The following is a 16,743-nucleotide window of genomic DNA, read 5'->3' on the forward strand; positions in this document are numbered from 1 at the left end:
TATCTTCGCCAACGTTTGTTCCATGCTCGTCGTGCGATTTCTCCCGAAGGTGCCCTATGGTTTACAACCATCGCCTCTTGGGCGATCAGCCCATTTTGGAGCGTCGCATGGAAGAGGGCATTGACGACAATTCCTTTTACTCCCGCCGGATGATAGACGGGCGAACCGTCGACACTTCCCACTGGGCCAGCCCCGACGAGGGAGCACTTACTGGTGACCGACGCGTCCTGTACCTTGCGAGAAAGCAGGCGGTTTCGCTGTATCTTTCCGGTGCCTCGGCCGATAGCATCAGGCGGCTGACGTCGCTTGGCACAAGACAGGTCTATCGTCTCATCCGGGAGCGCTGCCTTGAGACGCATCCCGACGGGCGTCCTTATGGCTGGCGCGGACTTGTACCATGGCTCCGAGTCAAGCCATACCGTCGTAGCAGGAAGGTCCATGTCGACCAGTTCGGCCGCGGCGCTGCGGGCGCGATGCAGGCGCTGCTGGATTGCCAGCCGGCGCTTCGTCAGGCATTTGAGGCGCGTATCCTTGCGAGCGCCTCAGCCAAGCGGCTAGTCGAAACTAAACAGTCGAGAAGGCGTCATTGCGCGTGGTTTCTGGACCAATTGCGTAGCTTCGGGTACGAAGCGCGAAACGAATGGCCGTTCAATACATCGAGCCTTGGCTACTATTCGATCTGTCGGTATATCGACAAGGTGCTGTCGGCCAACCCAAGGGCGCTGGCCGCGGCGAGTGGCGGGCCGAATTTGGCTTTGAAGCTGAGGTCCGGTGACGGAACCGGGCGGCCGGTGCTGAGGTTCATGCAACGCGTCGAGATGGACGCGCACAAGCTAGACGGACGTTTCTGCGTGTCGCTTCCGCTCATGGGGGGCGGTTTCAAGGAGAAGATCGTTCATCGTCTCTGGGTTGTTGTGATCCTGGAGGTCATTTCGCGCGCGGTGCTAGGGTACTACTTCAGCGTGAGACGGGAAATATCGAATGATGACGTCATGCGCGCGCTGAAGCGGGCATTGGGCAGATGGTGCCTGCGCCCGGTCAGTTTTTGCGATACGCCGTATCTACCTGAAGCCGGGCTTCTTTCCGCTCTGGGTAACGATTTCGTCGGACTATGCTGGGACGAGACCAGCGTAGATGGCGCGCTTGCCGAGACTTGTCAGCACGTGCGGGATGCGCTGCGCGACAGCGTCGGCTCCACGCTACTGGACCCGAAGACCTCGTTTTCGAAACGTCGAAGCAAGGATGACCGCCCGTTCATCGAGGCGTTTTTCCGCAATCTGGCCGGACAGGGATTTCAGCGTCTTTCCAACACCACCGGCGCCAATTTCCAGGACCGCAAGGGAAGACAGCCGGAAGAGGTCGCCCTGGCGAGTCGATTCCAGTACGAATATGCGGAAGAGCTGCTGGACGTGCTCATTGCCAACTACAACGCGACACCGCACAGCGGGATTGGTAACCGCACGCCGCTCGCGTATGCGAAGTTCTTGTACCACCATTCGCAGCAGAGCTTCCGGCGAGCCGACCCCGCTGTCGTGGACACGCTATTCAGCATCCGCAAGCGCTGCATCGTGCGCGGGGGCGCTGCGAGCGGGCGTGCCCCGTTCGTTGAGTTCCATTACGGCCGTTACACCAACGACGTGCTGCACAACCGGCACGACCTTGTCGGATCCGAGATCTGGGTGGTCTGCCACAAGGAGGATGACTGCCGGGTGGCGCTTGCCTCCACGCTGGACGGTATGTCACTCGGCGTGTTGCGGGCAGCACCGCCTTGGAACATGTCGCCGCACAGCCTGTCGCTACGTGCTGCAATTTGCCAGGCGTGCTCTCACGGAAAGTTTGCGATCCCGGCAGGCGTCGACGCCATCGATGTCTTCATGCGCTACGTGGAGAGCCAGGCGCACAACCGCTTGCCGGTCCATCCGGCCTACCTCGAGGCACGGCGCATACTGACAGCCGCAGCCGATTCATCAATCGGGCCTTCCATGCTGGATGCAGCAATGGCTCGGGCCAAGGCAGGCAGCAGTTTTTCGAACCATAGCAAGGGGTCCGCGCAGGAGCCGACGGCAAGACGCGCGCAGTCTGGCGCCGCGGACCCGCCGAAGCCTCCTGCGGGTTCCACGCTGCCTCCGCGTCGAATGGCGCAGTCGAGGTAAGCCATGTCCTTCTCACTGCCCGAGCGCATCGATCCACGGCACTGCATCGTGACGAAGCAGTACGCGGTGTATACACCGCCCATGCACGAAATGATCGAGCAAATCGGCGAATGGATCGACCAGCAGCGCCCCGGCGGCTATATCTATGGCGCGTCACGCCTGGGCAAGTCCCGTTGTTTGCAGTGGTACGTTGCAAACGAATTGCAGGAGCGCTTCAAGGCCGTCATGCCCCTGGTGGTGTGGAATCGCCGCCCCGACAGTCAGAGTAGTGAAGCGGGATTCTGGCACCAGCTCCTACTCGCCTCACGCTTCGAATTCGCCAACCCGGCAAAGCCACCGAAGAAAGCCGAAGGCATATACCTGTGCAAGCAACGCTTCATCGCCATTGCGAACAACGCGCAACGGAACTACGTGGTGCTGCTTATTGACGAAGCGCAGGACCTGACGTTGCGGGAGTGGAAATGGCTGGCCGGCCTGCAAAATGAGCTCGATTACGAGGGCTATTTACTCAGCGTATTTTCAGTCGGCTCACACCAGTTGAACTATCGCCACGAATATATGGCCATCACGGGCAACGCTCACGTCGCCGCGCGCTTTATGGCAGCGCATGCGCGCTTCCACGGCCTGCGCTCCCCCGAGGAGATCGGGTACGTGCTCAACGGCTACGATATCGACTCCGAGTGGCCGCCAAGCAGCGGCGTTCCGTACTTGGAGTACTTCGCACCGGCGGATTATGCGGCAGGGCGCCGGCTCGCCGAATGCGCGGCGCAGCTGTGGAAAGCGCTGATGGAGCTTTCGCCCGAATCGGCGCGCCGGCATTTCGAGTTTCCAATGCAGCATGTCGCGAAAGCGACCGAGGCGATACTCTTCCAACTGGCGCGGGGCGAAGACTGGGACGACGTGACCTCCCACGAGAGCTGGTTGCGAGAACTCGCAAAAGCGAACTTCCCGGACCACATGAGGATCATCTCGACGGGTAGTTGACATGGCGGCCTACCCATCGGTGAACTGGTGGCCGGGAAACCTCCGTCCGTACGAGTCGAGGCTGTCGTTCGTCGCCCGCTTCTGCGCACTGAATGGCATCAACGTCCGAAAATGCGCGAAGTTTTTGAGTGTGGAGCCCGATAGCAACACGCCGCTTCCGATCGACGAAATCAGGCGTCTGGCGTCCGTGCTCGGTGAGACCGCGCCGCTTGTCGAAGACGTTTTCTCGCCTTCCATACGGTTCATCGATGTCGGCCGTTATGGCCCGCCTCCCGATAGTCGCGAGCGAGGTGCCATCCGCTATTGCGAGACCTGTGTGCAGCACGGCTACCACAGCTACCTGCATCAGCTTGGGTGGCTTTCGCGGTGCCCATTTCACCTGAGCGAGCTGAAAACGACCTGGGCGCAGAAGCACACCGCCAGCCTCGTGTCGCAGCGCGTGGGCGCGTTGGAGTTCGTGATGCGGCAACGCTGCAGGACGTGGCCGCACGGCATTGATGCCGGCTTTCCCGCCCGAGAGCAGGGGCGTGTTGCGTCGCTCGCTGGCTGGGTCGCACGGGCGAGCGTCGCTGCCGCGCGTATGTCGCTCGGCGAGATCTGGTCGTCGGGCAACGATGGCATGCCGGGGGCCGTCTCCCTCGACCAAGCGTTCGGCCAGCTGCGCACGCTTGAGCCCCCGCCCGAGGACATCGAGCAGCTCCTTATCGAAGCCGGTGATCGGTGGACTCTGGAAAGCCACGCGTTTGCGCGGCAAGCGAAAATCCAGCTCGGCCGCCTCAGGTTGTGCCACCTCAGCTTTGCCGAAGTTCTTCACTTCTATATACGCATCAACGCCGCTTCGGCGAATCCGTCTTCGTTTGTCACTCGCCTGCATGCCATGCAGGACCGGCAGACTCGCCATGGCACCTGTCGCTGTCGGTGGAGGCTGACCAAGGCGGGATGGCTTTCCCGCTGGGTCAGCGTGCATCCGGAGGAGGGGCCCCGCTGGGGCCTGATCTGCCCATACGATATCGCGCTCAACGAACTTCAACTCGGCTGGGGCCGTTCGGACCTGGTGCTCTCCAATCGGCAGGCGGAGCAGGAACGGCGGCGCTTCTCCTGCGTTTCTCACGCCATGCGCGACTTGGGCCTCATCCGCTATACACGGGATGCAGCGGTAGCGCCGGCGGGTTATCTATATGCCGATCAGGACGTCTGGACCTGCTGCGGGTGGGTCCGGGAATCGGCGCTAAGCGCAGTGCTCGATATGGCGGTCGCGTGGGAAGCCGAGCTGACGTTCGACGCGCTGACCACTTGGCTAGATGACATCGATCGGGGTGTCGATCCACTTGAGCGCGACGATTCCAAATCTTGCGTCCGCCTGTGCGAAACCGACGATGGCCTGCTGCTGATCAAATGGACGAGGGCAGAAGCGAATGTGCGTCGGGGGCGATCCCGGATCTGAACGCGACGCACCGTGGGCAACGTGAAAGCCGTTGGCTTGCGGCGTATCGACGCCAGAGTTTCGGCCCAGGGGGCTCGGAACAAAATTGTGCAGAAAACGGAAACAAAATTGTGCAAACCAACGAGGGGCACATCGTTTTGCATCAAAACACCAGAATGATAGACATAAGCGCAGTTATGTCTAAAGTATTCGCCTAGAAAGTAGTTTTTATACGTATTACGTAATAATATTTTTATGTCACTCCACTCATTTTGCCCTGATGCTCGCTGCCGACATGGATCTGAACGACGCCACCCTGCAGGCCGCGATGGCCAACGACATTGCCGAGCTGCGCAGCCGTTTCCCCGAAACCCGCGCGCTGTACCGCGAGGTCTGCGGCCTGCTGTTCTTCCGCTATGGCGTTACGCCCACCGCGAACAAGCTCTATAGCCTGGTACGCAAGGGCAGCATGGGCACGCCCGCTGAGGTGCTGCAGGCGTTCTGGCAGGAGCTGCGCGGGCGCACGCGCGTCACCATCGACCATCCCGACTTGCCGGATGCGTTGAAGGACATCGCCGCCGGGGCGGTCCAGACCATCTGGCAGGCGGCCAACGAGGCCGCCACCGGCGAGCTGGTTACGCTGCGCGCCGAGGCCCGCCATGCGGCCAGCGTCGCCGAGGCCGAGCGCGACGCGGCGCGGACCGAGACCGCGGCAGCCCGGGAGGAGGTGGCCGCCACCTCTGCGCAGCTGGCCGAGGCGCGCCAGGCGCACGACGCCGTGCACGCGGAGCTGGCCGCGGAGCGGCAGGCGCACGCGGCGACCCAGGCCCGGCTGGAGGCGGGGCGGGCGGAACTGGACGCTGCCGGGCGGCAGCTGGCGGAGCTGCGCACCCAATTCTCGACCGAGCTGGAGCGCGCCCGCGAGCAGGTGACCCTCGCGCAGGAACGGGCCGAGGCCAGCGAGCGGCGGAGCCTGCGCGAGCTGGACGCCGAGCGTACCGCGCGCCAGAAGAGCGAGCGCACGGCCGAAGAGCTGCGCGGCGAACTGGTGGCGGCGCGCAGCGAGGCCCGCGACGCGGCCGTGGCGCAGGCCGAAGTCCGCGCCCGGCTCGAGGCCCAGGCCGCGGCGCTCACTGAGCGGCTCACCGAGCGGCTCGCGGCCGCCGAAGCGGCGCAGCGCCAGGCAGGCGTCGACCGGGACGCGGCGCAGGCGAAGTTGGGCGCGGCGCAGCGCCGGGCCGAACGGGCCGAGGTCGAAGCGGCGCTGGCGCGCCAGTTGTTGGCAGAATTGCGGGTGGCGCCACCCGGGCGGGAGAGCGGGCGGCGGCGCAAGGCCGGCGGCCCGGCGCCGACCGACAAGCAGGCGCAAGGCGAAAAGCTGGACGAATAGCAAGAAGACAAGCAGGGCGCGCCGACGGCCGCCTCCAACCCGGATGACAGTAGCGACAGCAGTGACGACAGCAATGACAGCAAAAACTGAGCGGGCGGCGGCGATCCGCTGGATCCAGGCGGAGATGGCCGACTACGGGCTGACCATGGAGGAGTTGGCAGCGGCGGGGTGCTTCGATCCGCCGCCCCCTCCGCCACCGCCGCCACCCGCCCCAGCGCCACCGCCACCACCAGTGGTCTGCTACCGCAACGCCGCGGGGCAAAGTTGGGACGGGCAGGGCGAGATGCCCGACTGGCTGCGGCGGGCGGTCAATGCGGGGCAGAGCGTGGAGTTTTTTCGGGTCGGATAGAACTGATCGAAAGGTTGCAGCCTTGCAGCGGGCCGAATCCGAGGGGGCGTTCGAACGCCCAACTGCTGGCCGGGTGGGGATGCGATGCTTCAGGTGTACGCCCGTCCGACAGCGGAGAGTATCGCTGCGAAGTTGGGCTTGACTGGTCCCTGAGCAAATGGATTGGGCGCGGTTCTCGAAAGGGGCCGCGCCTTTTTGTTTGCTGGTGGCGGTAGTAAGGGGAGACCGCGCCAAAGCGGATTGCTCCCGCGATAACGCCATGGGTGCTATCGCGAGCACGGGCGAGCGGGCAAATGGGGGGCTACATTCGCTGTACCTGTTGCGCTAAGGCGCATACGGGGTCGCCGCAGAACTCGGGGAATATTGCATCAAGGCCGAGTTCGCTCGAATAGCTTCCCGTGAGTTGCAGTCATACAGGTGCCGGCACGCAGGGGCGGACGCCACGGGCCAGAATCTCCATGACTGGATGGCAACGCCGCAGCGGGTGCGTCGCGGCGCGGGAAGACTCGGCCCGCGTGGCGTTGTTCCGCCATCGCTCCTGCGTTGCCGCGTGCCGTAGATCGCGGCCACATAGGAGACCATCATGCCACTTGCAAGAACCACACTCGTGCTTTGCGTCATGTACCTCGCCCTCGCAACGGGCGGATGCGCGCCAGTGGACCCGGCCACAGCCACAACCACATCGTGCATCACGCTGGCGCAATGCGACCTCTATTCAGGCTGAATCGCAAGGGAGGCCCTCGACGTCACGTCCCGGTGCTGCGCTCGTGCATCCCGGCTGGCAGCTCTCTCCATGATTCCTGACGGAGACCCATTATGATTCCCGTTCTTCCGATGAAGCCCGCCCGGCGGCCACCCCCGCGCCTTGCAAGCAGCCTCCTCATGCTGGCGGCAGTTGCCCTGGCTGCTGGTTGCGCGAGCCCGGCATGGCAATCTGTGGCGCCCGGCGCCAGCGAGGCAGAGCTTCAGGCCCGGCTGGGTGCGCCGCGCGAGATCTATCAATTTCCAGATGGCTCCCGGCGCTGGCTCTATCCCGCGCCAGGCGAGACCAGATGGGCCGCCGACATCGGTCCCGACCGGCGGGTCGTCAGCGTCCGGCAGGTGCTGAGCGCGGAGGAGTTTGGCTGGGCCAGAATCGGCGAATGGACCACGCGCGATGTCCTGACTCGCTTCGGGAAGCCCGCTGAGATAAGTCGCTTTCCGCGCATGCTCCGCGAGGTCTGGGGCTACCGGTTCGCACAAGATGGCCTGGAGTACGCGACGATGAACTTCTACTTTGATCCTGCTGGCGTCCTGCGCCTCACCCAAGTGATTCCGGATTTCCTGACGGAGTCATAGGCAATGCCACGTGCGCCATGGGCTCGTCCTGGCGTTGTACCCTGCCGTTCCGTATATCGCCTGGCGTCGCGACTCTATTCCCGGAACGACCTCCGAAAAAAAACGCGGCGCCGGGAATAAATCGCGGTGTCAGGCGGTTTTACATGGGCCAGGGACAGGAGAACACCGTGATCGCAACCGACAAGTCCAGCCGCTTCTCGGAAGTGGCGTTACCGCATCTGGACGCGGCCTATAACCTGGCGCGCTGGCTGAGCGGCAGCGCAAGCGATGCGGACGATATCGTGCAGGATGCCTACCTGCGTGCATTTCGGTTCTTTGAAGGCTTTCACGGCGACAATGCGCGCGCGTGGCTGCTGGCCATCGTCAGGAACACGTGGTTCAGCGAATGGCGCAGGCGCTCCGATGCCGCCGATGGCACACCGTACGACGAAACGCTGCATGGCGACGAGCGCTTGCCGGGTTGGATCGACGATATCGGCAGCAATCCCGAAACGCTTGCAGTGCGCCACGGCGATGTGGAACTGGTCCACCGCGCGCTCGAACGTTTGCCGGTCATCTATCGCGAAGTGCTTGTCCTGCGTGAGCTCGAAGAAATGAGCTATCGCGATATCGCCCTGGTTGCCGACATTCCAATCGGCACCGTGATGTCGCGCCTGGCGCGCGCACGTCACCTGCTCTGCGCGGCAGTGCGCGCCGAGCAGGCGAGGGTGCGCGGCGGCATTGGCGGCATCGCGCTCCGCCCGGTGCGGGGTCATTCAACGGGAGCGAATCATGAATGATGATGCGATGGAAAACTCGCTGCACGGCATGCTGCACGACGGATCGCTCTATCACCGCGCGCCGGCGCATCTGCCTGCGCGTGTGCTGGCCCGACTGCCGCGCCAACCGCGTTCTCGCATGGCCCGCTTCACCTGGCCCACGCTTTCCTCCGGCGGCGCGCTGGCGTGGGCAGGCGGCGGTCTTGCCGGGGTAGCGGCCTCGGCGCTGGTGTTGGGCGCGCTCACCCTGGTGCGGCCGCCGCAGGCCGATGCACTGGGGCAGGCGATCGTATCGAGCCACGTGCGCGCGCTGTTGTCGCAGCACCCGATCGATGTGGTATCGACCGACCAGCACACAGTCAAACCGTGGTTCAACGGCCGGCTCGACTATGCGCCGCCGGTCACCGACCTCGCGGCGCAGGGCTTTCCGCTGGCAGGCGGCCGGGTGGACTATATCGACCGCCGCACCGTTGGCGTACTGATCTACCGTTACCAGCAGCATCCGATCGATCTCTACATCCTGCCGGCGACGAACGGCGCATCGGCACCGGCAAGCTATTCCACTGACGGATACGCGATTGCCCGCTGGCACCAGCACGGCATGAACTTCTGGGCCATCACCGATGCCGAGCCCGCGCACCTGCATGCCTTTGTACAAGCGCTCCGGGCCACGCAAAACGAGCAGGAATAAACCGCGCTCAGCCAGCGTCTTACTAGTGCACGGCGCACTGGTTTCCGCGGGATCCTGGATCGCCACGGAGACAGAGCGTCGTGCAGCACCAGGGCACAGCCCACGTGGTGACACGCTCTGTGCCTCGCGCCCTGGACTTACCGCATCTGGAGATTGTCATGAAAATCCTGATTCCGCTGGCTGCTGCCGCGCTGGCATCCTTCGCAGCCCAATCCTATGCCTTTGCTGGTCGCACCGACAGTACCTGCGCCGACTGCAATACCCACGTTGCCGGGCCTCGTGATCCGTTCACCAACGGCGCGAAGACAGGCAAATTCGATGTCTTCACGGACGGTGAGAAGGTCACGGACCCGCGCGATCCGTTCACCGACGGCGCTCACGCCTGAAATGCTGCCTTTGTGCCGCCGCCGCACGGTAACCGCTGTCGTGGGTTCCTGTGCGGCGTGCCGAACGGTCAGTTCTTCCAAAACGGCGGCCTGTACCTGGGCGGCGGATCGCGCATGAAGCGTACTGTGGCGGAGCGACTGAAGTCATCGGGGACGAAGCTGTGCGTGCCGAGACGTGCCCAGATTGCGGCGACCCTGAGGAGGCATCGACCTGCTCCGTACTTTCCACCTTCCGATTGCGCACTTACACCCTTCGGCGGCAACCAAGTGCACCGGGTCTGCCGTTGCAGCAACGCATTGCATCGCCCAACCCTCAGAGACCATCTTTCCAGGCCCCATGCTGAAGTACCACCCTGTAGCCGTCCGGATCCTCGAAAGTGAGCCCCTCCCGGTCCCAGTAAGGGTTGCGCGACGGCACGGCCTCGAAGCCCGGTTGCGGCATGCGCTCGACTGCCGCCTGCCACACCGCGTGGTCTTGAATATAAAACACGACAAGGTTGTCCTGCGTCGGCGCCCGCCCTGCGCCGTGCCCCCGGTGGTGTGTGAACTCAAAGTGATTGGTGCCCTGAGGGACCCCAAGCATGAGTCCGTCAAAGCCTTCGTGATCTTCGAACTCCCCGAGGACCTGCAGACCCAGGCCGTCGCGATAGAACGGCAAGAGCGCCTTGATGTCGTCTGTTGGCCTGGCGACCCGCAGCTTGGAGGTGGGTATAGTCATGTTGCTCCTAATTTAGCTGGCAGCGTCTGCCCGGTCACGGTCAGCGGCGCCACGGGCGGCCGTGCCGGAGAGGCGCAGTCAGGCCCGAGGCATCTGTGCCGACTTGGACAGCACGCGGACAGTTACCGGCTCTTCGCGGCCTCGCAGGCGTGCGGAAAGTTGCGGCAGGTCGGCGGCCAAAACGCCAGCATGCTGGAAGACCTGTTCTGAGACGATCGCCTCGCAAGCGAGCTCTTTTGTCAACTGCTCAAGTCTCGAGGCCACGTTCAACGGGTCACCAATCGCAGTGAACGCGACATGCTCGCGAAAACCAATCTGTCCCATTACCGCCCGGCCGCAGTGCAATCCAATGCCAAACCGGATCCTGGTCTGCAGTTGCTGCTCGAGTGCAACGTTGAGTTCGTCGATGCTGGATGCCACCAGCGGCACCGCGCTTAGCGCCTGACGACAGGCGGCGGACGGCTCGCCGCTTAAGCCAAAGATCGCGAGCACTGCGTCCCCCAGGAACTGGTTTGGCACGCCGCCTGCCTGGACTACTGCGGAGCAGACTGCACTCAAGAAGCGACTGACCACGAATAGGCTGTCGAACGGTAGTTGTGCCGCCGCAAGCTTCGTGGAATCCCGCATATCCACGAACATGAACGCCGCGAATTGCTCATGCGGCATGACGTCCCACTGGCGCCGTTGCAAGAAGGCCGTGGATGCAGCCGGTGGCACCAGTGGCCACACGGAGAGGTCGTGGGTCGGCCGCAACTGGCAGGCGAGGCGCACTGTCTGCGAATCCGCTCCCAGCCGCTCTAGAACACGCCGCTCTGCCTCGGCCGGCGGGGACAGCGGCACATCGCTGAGCACGCGTACCCGGCACAAGGTGCATCGGGCGCGGCCGCCGCAGGTGCTGGCATGGGGAACGCCGGCCATGCGGCTGGCCTCGAGAACCGAAAATCCGAGCGGCGCGAATACCTTTCGTCCGTCCGGATACAGCACGCAGACGCGCCCAACCCGGCGCTCCCGCACCGTGCGCACCAGCCGCGCTGCGAGCACCAGCAGCAGAGCACCACCAGCGAAGAGCAAAAAATCGTTGCGCAGCTCGATGAGCCAGAGATTTTGCAGCTCTGTTCCGATGACCGTCGGCCGGGTCGCCGCCGCGCGCCAGACGGGATCCTGTGCAAGCGCCATCACTTCCCGTCCGCCCTGCAAGAAGCCTAGCAGCGCGAGCACCGGGAGCAGCACGGCGATGCTCAGCAGCACGCTCCGCCACGCACCAAACCATGGTTTCAACCGCAACCAGAACCAGATGCCGTAACACCCGTGCAGCCAGGCGACCACCAACAGCATCAGCTGCACACGACCGAAGAACGGTGAGGTGATCCAGAACGAATACAGCAACTGTGCGTAACCCTTGTTCAGGCCGAACGCGGCAAAGGCGACCCGCGTATTGACAACATGGTTGGCTAGCAGCGGCGGTATGCACAAGCCGAGGACGAGTTGCGCGACCTCACCTGGCGTCCAGTTCAGCGAGCGCCGTTCGTATAGAGCCCACAGACCCAGGAAGAAATGCATCACCAGCGCGCTGTACAGCACGGCCGTTCCGAGCCATCCCTGCCAGATGAACTTCTGCACAAGCAGATCACGCTCCAGCCATGCGAGCGAGATATTCCCCAGCGAGTGATTCAGGAGGTGCGTCCCTACGTAAGTGAACAACACCAATCCGGTGGCCAGCCGGACCGTTCTGACCCCCGCGGGCCGCAATCGTTGAAGATAGGGAAAGCGCGACATGCTCGACTCTCCAAGCTCTCGATGCGCCAGTCTTGATTACCCATCGCAACAAGCCGCACCCGATCAACATCCATGTGACCGAGCCACGATGCGTGCGCCGTGCTTCACCTATACGGGCAGCGAGTTGTCACCTCGGCCACCAGATTGCCGCAGGAATGAACTACAGGGCAATTACCAATGCCGGCCAAGCTGAACGCTTCATAACGGACCTGCGTGCGCATCCTGCTTCCGGGCCGACGCAGTGCGGTGCTTACGGTGGAATAAAACGGATGGCTTGACAGTCTAGCACTTGAACCCAATCGAGAGGGCCCGTCGGATAGTCCGGCGATCTACCTCTCTAACCTTAATCGTGAGGGCATTATGTCGTCAGATCTTCCATCCGATTCGTCGCGCCGCGCCGCGTTGAAGTGTCTCGCCTTCGGTGGTGCGGGGACCGTCTTTGTCTTGGCCGGCGGTGTTTTCGCGCCGGTGGAGTTGGCCATTGCCGCCTCAGGGAAGGACCCTTCAGTTGCCGCGGGGGTCCCCCTTTTCCTGCAGATCAGCGACACCCATATTGGCTTCAATAAGGAAGCCAATCCCGACGTAGCGGGCACGCTCAAGAAGACGATCGACTACGTCAACGCCATGCCGATCAAGCCGGCGCTGACGATTCACACCGGCGACATTACGCATCTTTCCAAGGCGGAAGAGTTCGACCACGCGGCCCAATTGATGTCGGGCCTGAATATCACCGAGTTGCATACCGTACCTGGCGAGCATGATGTGACCGATGGGCCCGGGACGGAATACTTCAACCGTTTTGGTCAAGCCTCTGGCAATAGGGGCTACTACAGCTTCGACCACAGGGGCGTGCACTTCATCGCCCTAGTCAACGTGATGCATTTCAAGCCGAACGGTTTGGGGGGCTTGGGCGACGACCAACTCGCATGGCTGAAAGCGGATCTGAAGGAGCGCTCAACCAGCACACCGATCGTCGTCTTCGCTCACATGCCAATGTGGACGATCTACCAACCGTGGGGTTGGGGCACCGGCGATGCCGGTGAGGCAATGAGCAATCTGAAGCGCTTCGGCTCGGTCACTGTCTTGAACGGCCATATCCACCAGATTGTGTCGAAGGTGGAGGGCAATATCACCTTCCATACGGCGCGCTCGACGGCCTATCCGCAACCGACGGCCGGCAATGGTCCCGGACCCATGCCGCTGACGGTACCGCGCGATCAGCTTTCCAAGATGCTTGGCGTGACCAGCATCAAGATCTTGCGCCACCCGCTCACAGCGACGCTTGCCGACACAACGCTCGCCTGAATTGCCACGTACTGCTCACCAGCCAGGACCCGCATCATGTTAACGACTATCTTTCGCCGCGCCTATGTCGTCCCCCTCGGGGCCGGTATGCTCATGGCGGCATTGGTTTTCCAGTTCTCCGTCGCGCAAGCTCAGCAGACTAATGTCGTCGTTGTGAAGAACTTCACGTTCTCGCCGATGTCGCTCACGATCAAAGCCGGCTCGACCGTGACCTGGAAAAATCTCGATGGCGAACCGCACACGGTTGTCGACGACGCCGGTCTGTTCCACTCCAGCGCGCTCGATCAGAACGACACGTACAAGTTCAGGTTCGATAAACCAGGTGTCTACAAGGTCTTCTGCGGGATACACCCGCATATGAAGGCGACAATCAGCGTCCAGTAGGTGCGCTCTACAGGCTTTGGCGCCGCACATGACTTCCCCTCCTGTTCAGATTGATGGACGCGATCGTTATCGCGGGACGGGGAAGTCGTTAATATTTGATGAGCTCGCGTATTGCAGGTCCGCGGCTGCCCCCTGATCGGGCCGTAGAAAAATCGGGTCTCACACTGAGTTAATAATTTGTCATCCTGTCAACGCGATTGAGGCGTTCCTCGCCGCGCTCGCCGCCACGCTGACCCAATCAGGCATCCGATCCCAGTGCCAGGTCCACCAGATGGATCGTGCCGCTAACTCCGTCGACAGGCTGCTCAGGAAGGACGTGTTTCTCGCCAAGATAGCCCTGCCTGCGAGCCTGTTGATAGCTGGCTCGCGTGGTAAGGCCTCGCGTGCCCTGAGTCTTGTTCTGCTTCTCAAGCTTGGCCGCCAGATTGACCGTGTCGCCGATCACCGTGTACTCAAGTCGACTGCCGTGCCCAAGTATGCCGAACAGCACCGGACCACTTGCCATCCCGGCGCCGACGTCAGGTGCCGGCTGGCTTTTGGACTGGCGCTGGACCCGCCACTGGTCGACCGCTACTAGGATGGCATCGATGGCGTGCAAGGCATTGGCCGCATGGCGATCGTCGGCAGTGACCGCGCCAAAGCTGGCAAGGATGCCGTCACCCATGAACTTGTCTATGCTGCCGCCGTGCGCTTTGACAATCGGCACAACCAGGCTCTGGTATTCACCCAGCAACTGGATCAGTGCCGATGGCTGTAGCATGGCAGCCGCCTGAGTGAAGCCGCGCATATCGAGGAACACAATCGACGCGTCGCGCAGTTCGGCGTGGCCGGCCATGATGTTTGCTTCGAAGTCGGTGATTCGATTGGCCACGGAATCGTCAAAGAATAGCGACAGGTCCGCAACCGCCTGCTGGCCCCTGACGGCCCTGACCACAAAGCCGCGCGCCCTGGCCAAGGCCAACGCCAGCACCGCGCTGACGATCAGGATGGATAGCAGCTTGTCCAATTCCGCGCCGTAGTGAATCTGGGTCGAGCGCAATGCGGTGACATAGTCCCAGGTGATAGGGTTGCCGCTCGCGTGTGTCAGCGCGTAGTGCAGCAACAGCAGCCAGCCCAACGTCGCCGTGAGGCCCGACAGTGCCACCCAGAGCGGTTCGAAGCGCAAGGCACGCAAGGCGATCAGGCTGAAGATATAGGCGAATTCGGTGGTTTTCAGGTACATCTGGGCTGGTTGCTCGTACTGCAGGTGGTAGGCCCAGATGACGAAGATCAGGACCGCCATTTCGGCCACCACGCTCAGTCCCACCATCCAGTTGGCCAGTTGCCCGGTCATGGCAAGGTAGAGCCGGACCAACGCCAGCACCGCGAACAGCGAGATGCCGAGCGGTACCGCGCGTATGGGCGCGTCGGGTGAAAAGCCCGGGGGAGTTTCGAGATACAGGACCGCGAACAGGAGCAACACCAGCAGTTGCAATGACGTCACCAGCAACTCACTCAGGTACTGTTCGCGCTCCAACTCCCGCCGAACGCGTGGCGGCAATTGCATACCCTGGCCAAACGCGGAGAGCTTCGCTGCGAGTCTCGCCGCGATCCTTGCCGCGATGCGCTGCGATTGCTGCCGGTGCGGCGCTGGCACCATCTGTCCTTCCTCTTGCATCGCCCTGTCCCGCGGCCGCCGCTCAGGATGCGGCGGACTTGAGGCTGCCGCCCGCGATCCGCGTGCAGGTGCCGGCGGGCAGCATCAGCCATTCGTCGGCGGCGGCATCGTAGCGGGCGCGGCCAGCGCAAGCGTGCAGTGCGGTGCCGCAGTCGTTCTTGCCTGCCCTGGCCACGCCGAAGCACCGTTCACGGTCCAGGGCAAAATGTGCCGAGGAACTGGCCAGCAGATGCGTGTTCTGCCTGATCGCAAGCCCGACGGCAGCGAGCGCGCTCGCGATCACCAGGGCGTTTCCGATTCGGTGGGTCATGCTTTCTCCTTCAGGCAGTCGGCAGTTCAGCACGACTGGTCCGGGTTGTCCCTGCCTATGAATGCGGGGCGCCGGGAGTCGCAACGGCCTGGCCAAGCCGACGCTGGAGCCGTTGCGCGAACGCGATGGTGACGCACATCGTGCCGAAGGCTATCCACGCATACGGCCACAGCAGCGGCATGCCAACCAGCAGCAGCCCATCGTTCCCGCCGGGGATCAGCAGACTGCCCCAGCCCATGATGGCGCCGCCGATGAAGCAACGCAGACATTGCGCAAAGGAAATCCCGGTACCTTCCAGGCGGCCGGCGCTCATCCCGCCAAGGACAGCACCGGCGAGCAAGCCCAGCGACAGCAATGCCCGTGCCGGCAACATGCCGGCGCCGCCACGCGCCAGTTCGGCCAGCACCTCGGTGTATGACCAGGCCCCCGCCAGCAACAGGAGCAGCAGGAATGTGAGTCCGATCACCGTAGTGGCGTGGTGCGGCGACCAGATCCGCGCGCCAGCGCGTTCATGCCATCTTTGCCCCAGGGATGCAAAAGCGCATTTTCGTCTCACCCGGAGCCACGGACGGAGCAGCCGCCACCCGACGTAGAGAAGGAAAAGCACGGTCAGCAGCGGCGCAGCGCGCCACACCGGCGAAGTGGCGGCGAGCACCGGGCGCTCCGCCTGGGGCCACAGCGCAAGCAGCCCCACGCAGCCCACGTAGTATCCGACGGGCGTTGCAGCGTACGCCCATTGCCCGCTGCCCAGCCTGGCGACGGCGCCGAATACGCACGCGCCATTGATAAAGGCGCCCAGTCCGAGCAGGGCGCCTCCCAGGACGGTCAAGGCATCGACCGGATAGCCAGATGGCATAGCCGGAAGCAGATCCAAGCGCTGCGCGATCAGCAGCCCGCCACCTACGTACAGCGCGGCTTCCGCCATGGCAAGGAGGCGCTTGCAACTGCGCGATGACGTGATCTCGCGGACCGCGGCAACCGCACAGGTTGCGCCGCGCTGGATGGCGAATCCCATCACGGCGGCGCAAAGCAGGGCGCCGCCAAAGGAGGGGCTCAGCAGCATGAGTTTCATGGGCGTTTCCTCCTTGAGGAATCCGCGCTGACGGCCGCGTGTGCGCTGC

Annotated in this window: 15 protein-coding genes and 1 pseudogene; 11 read left to right on the forward strand and 5 right to left on the reverse strand. The window is 63.3% G+C overall.

Going from position 1 to position 16,743, the window contains the following annotated elements; all coding sequences use genetic code 11:
- Positions 1 to 107: 107 nt before the first annotated feature.
- The 9 genes and pseudogenes from KB879_RS21415 to KB879_RS21455 all read left to right on the forward strand — a co-directional run bounded on the left by KB879_RS21415 (position 108) and on the right by KB879_RS21455 (position 9,472).
- Positions 108 to 2,153, forward strand: coding sequence for a hypothetical protein (locus KB879_RS21415; protein ID WP_211979736.1), 2,046 nt, complete (start codon positions 108 to 110; stop codon positions 2,151 to 2,153).
- Positions 2,154 to 2,156: 3 nt separating this feature from the next.
- Positions 2,157 to 3,137: an ATP-binding protein gene (locus KB879_RS21420; protein WP_013954257.1), complete on the forward strand. Its 981-nt coding sequence runs from the start codon at positions 2,157 to 2,159 to the stop codon at positions 3,135 to 3,137.
- A gap of 1 nt (position 3,138) precedes the next feature.
- On the forward strand, positions 3,139 to 4,581 hold the full coding sequence (locus tag KB879_RS21425) for a hypothetical protein (protein WP_211979737.1): 1,443 nt from the start codon (positions 3,139 to 3,141) through the stop codon (positions 4,579 to 4,581).
- A 259-nt stretch (positions 4,582 to 4,840) separates the two neighbouring features.
- Positions 4,841 to 6,040: pseudogene (locus KB879_RS21430) on the forward strand (DNA-binding protein).
- On the forward strand, positions 6,024 to 6,299 hold the full coding sequence (locus KB879_RS21435; protein WP_013956787.1) for an H-NS family nucleoid-associated regulatory protein: 276 nt from the start codon (positions 6,024 to 6,026) through the stop codon (positions 6,297 to 6,299). The pseudogene KB879_RS21430 and the gene KB879_RS21435 overlap by 17 nt, the downstream one beginning before the upstream one ends.
- Positions 6,300 to 7,181: 882 nt before the next feature.
- Positions 7,182 to 7,637 carry a dethiobiotin synthetase gene (locus KB879_RS21440; RefSeq protein WP_249221173.1) on the forward strand — a complete coding sequence of 152 codons (456 nt, stop codon included), beginning with the start codon at positions 7,182 to 7,184 and terminating at the stop codon, positions 7,635 to 7,637.
- Between the two features lie 167 nt (positions 7,638 to 7,804).
- Complete coding sequence (locus KB879_RS21445; protein WP_013956789.1) at positions 7,805 to 8,416, forward strand: RNA polymerase sigma factor; 612 nt, start codon at positions 7,805 to 7,807, stop codon at positions 8,414 to 8,416.
- Entirely contained in the window at positions 8,409 to 9,086 is a 678-nt protein-coding gene (locus KB879_RS21450; RefSeq protein ID WP_013956790.1) for an anti-sigma factor, read from the forward strand. The genes KB879_RS21445 and KB879_RS21450 overlap by 8 nt, the downstream gene beginning before the upstream one ends.
- A gap of 158 nt (positions 9,087 to 9,244) precedes the next feature.
- Entirely contained in the window at positions 9,245 to 9,472 is a 228-nt protein-coding gene (locus tag KB879_RS21455; protein ID WP_013956791.1) for a hypothetical protein, read from the forward strand.
- A gap of 313 nt (positions 9,473 to 9,785) precedes the next feature.
- Here the strand turns inward: KB879_RS21455 and KB879_RS21460 are convergent, their stop codons facing one another.
- Both KB879_RS21460 and KB879_RS21465 read right to left on the reverse strand, forming a co-directional pair.
- Positions 9,786 to 10,190, reverse strand: a complete 405-nt coding sequence (locus tag KB879_RS21460) for a VOC family protein (protein ID WP_153955780.1) — start codon at positions 10,188 to 10,190, stop codon at positions 9,786 to 9,788.
- Between the two features lie 78 nt (positions 10,191 to 10,268).
- Positions 10,269 to 11,966, reverse strand: coding sequence for an adenylate/guanylate cyclase domain-containing protein (locus KB879_RS21465; protein WP_153955781.1), 1,698 nt, complete (start codon positions 11,964 to 11,966; stop codon positions 10,269 to 10,271).
- Positions 11,967 to 12,326: 360 nt separating this feature from the next.
- Between KB879_RS21465 and KB879_RS21470 the strand changes: the two genes are divergently transcribed.
- Together KB879_RS21470 and KB879_RS21475 are read left to right on the forward strand one after the other, a co-directional pair.
- Complete coding sequence (locus tag KB879_RS21470; protein WP_153955782.1) at positions 12,327 to 13,271, forward strand: metallophosphoesterase; 945 nt, start codon at positions 12,327 to 12,329, stop codon at positions 13,269 to 13,271.
- Positions 13,272 to 13,307: 36 nt separating this feature from the next.
- Positions 13,308 to 13,655, forward strand: coding sequence for a cupredoxin family copper-binding protein (locus tag KB879_RS21475; RefSeq protein ID WP_153955783.1), 348 nt, complete (start codon positions 13,308 to 13,310; stop codon positions 13,653 to 13,655).
- Between the two features lie 238 nt (positions 13,656 to 13,893).
- On the opposite strand, the gene KB879_RS21480 is transcribed toward KB879_RS21475, so the two are convergent.
- From KB879_RS21480 to KB879_RS21490, 3 genes are read right to left on the reverse strand one after another with little or no spacing between them, the layout of a single operon-like run.
- Positions 13,894 to 15,312, reverse strand: a complete 1,419-nt coding sequence (locus KB879_RS21480; protein ID WP_211979739.1) for an adenylate/guanylate cyclase domain-containing protein — start codon at positions 15,310 to 15,312, stop codon at positions 13,894 to 13,896.
- Between the two features lie 22 nt (positions 15,313 to 15,334).
- Complete coding sequence (locus tag KB879_RS21485) at positions 15,335 to 15,622, reverse strand: DUF2282 domain-containing protein (protein ID WP_153955785.1); 288 nt, start codon at positions 15,620 to 15,622, stop codon at positions 15,335 to 15,337.
- A 55-nt stretch (positions 15,623 to 15,677) separates the two neighbouring features.
- On the reverse strand, positions 15,678 to 16,694 hold the full coding sequence (locus KB879_RS21490; protein WP_153955786.1) for a YeeE/YedE thiosulfate transporter family protein: 1,017 nt from the start codon (positions 16,692 to 16,694) through the stop codon (positions 15,678 to 15,680).
- Positions 16,695 to 16,743 lie beyond the last annotated feature (49 nt).

It is taken from the genome of Cupriavidus sp. KK10, from assembly GCF_018223725.1.
In the GTDB taxonomy this organism is placed as follows: domain Bacteria; phylum Pseudomonadota; class Gammaproteobacteria; order Burkholderiales; family Burkholderiaceae; genus Cupriavidus; species Cupriavidus necator.

Coding starts and splice junctions, on each gene's coding strand:
- KB879_RS21415 (WP_211979736.1), top strand. CDS start 108: ATGGAAGAGGGCATTGACGACAATTCCTTTTACTCCCGCCGGATGATA.
- KB879_RS21420 (WP_013954257.1), top strand. CDS start 2,157: ATGTCCTTCTCACTGCCCGAGCGCATCGATCCACGGCACTGCATCGTG.
- KB879_RS21425 (WP_211979737.1), top strand. CDS start 3,139: ATGGCGGCCTACCCATCGGTGAACTGGTGGCCGGGAAACCTCCGTCCG.
- KB879_RS21435 (WP_013956787.1), top strand. CDS start 6,024: ATGACAGCAAAAACTGAGCGGGCGGCGGCGATCCGCTGGATCCAGGCG.
- KB879_RS21440 (WP_249221173.1), top strand. CDS start 7,182: ATGCTGGCGGCAGTTGCCCTGGCTGCTGGTTGCGCGAGCCCGGCATGG.
- KB879_RS21450 (WP_013956790.1), top strand. CDS start 8,409: ATGAATGATGATGCGATGGAAAACTCGCTGCACGGCATGCTGCACGAC.
- KB879_RS21455 (WP_013956791.1), top strand. CDS start 9,245: ATGAAAATCCTGATTCCGCTGGCTGCTGCCGCGCTGGCATCCTTCGCA.
- KB879_RS21460 (WP_153955780.1), bottom strand. CDS start 10,190: ATGACTATACCCACCTCCAAGCTGCGGGTCGCCAGGCCAACAGACGAC.
- KB879_RS21465 (WP_153955781.1), bottom strand. CDS start 11,966: ATGTCGCGCTTTCCCTATCTTCAACGATTGCGGCCCGCGGGGGTCAGA.
- KB879_RS21470 (WP_153955782.1), top strand. CDS start 12,327: ATGTCGTCAGATCTTCCATCCGATTCGTCGCGCCGCGCCGCGTTGAAG.
- KB879_RS21475 (WP_153955783.1), top strand. CDS start 13,308: ATGTTAACGACTATCTTTCGCCGCGCCTATGTCGTCCCCCTCGGGGCC.
- KB879_RS21480 (WP_211979739.1), bottom strand. CDS start 15,312: ATGCAAGAGGAAGGACAGATGGTGCCAGCGCCGCACCGGCAGCAATCG.
- KB879_RS21485 (WP_153955785.1), bottom strand. CDS start 15,622: ATGACCCACCGAATCGGAAACGCCCTGGTGATCGCGAGCGCGCTCGCT.
- KB879_RS21490 (WP_153955786.1), bottom strand. CDS start 16,694: ATGAAACTCATGCTGCTGAGCCCCTCCTTTGGCGGCGCCCTGCTTTGC.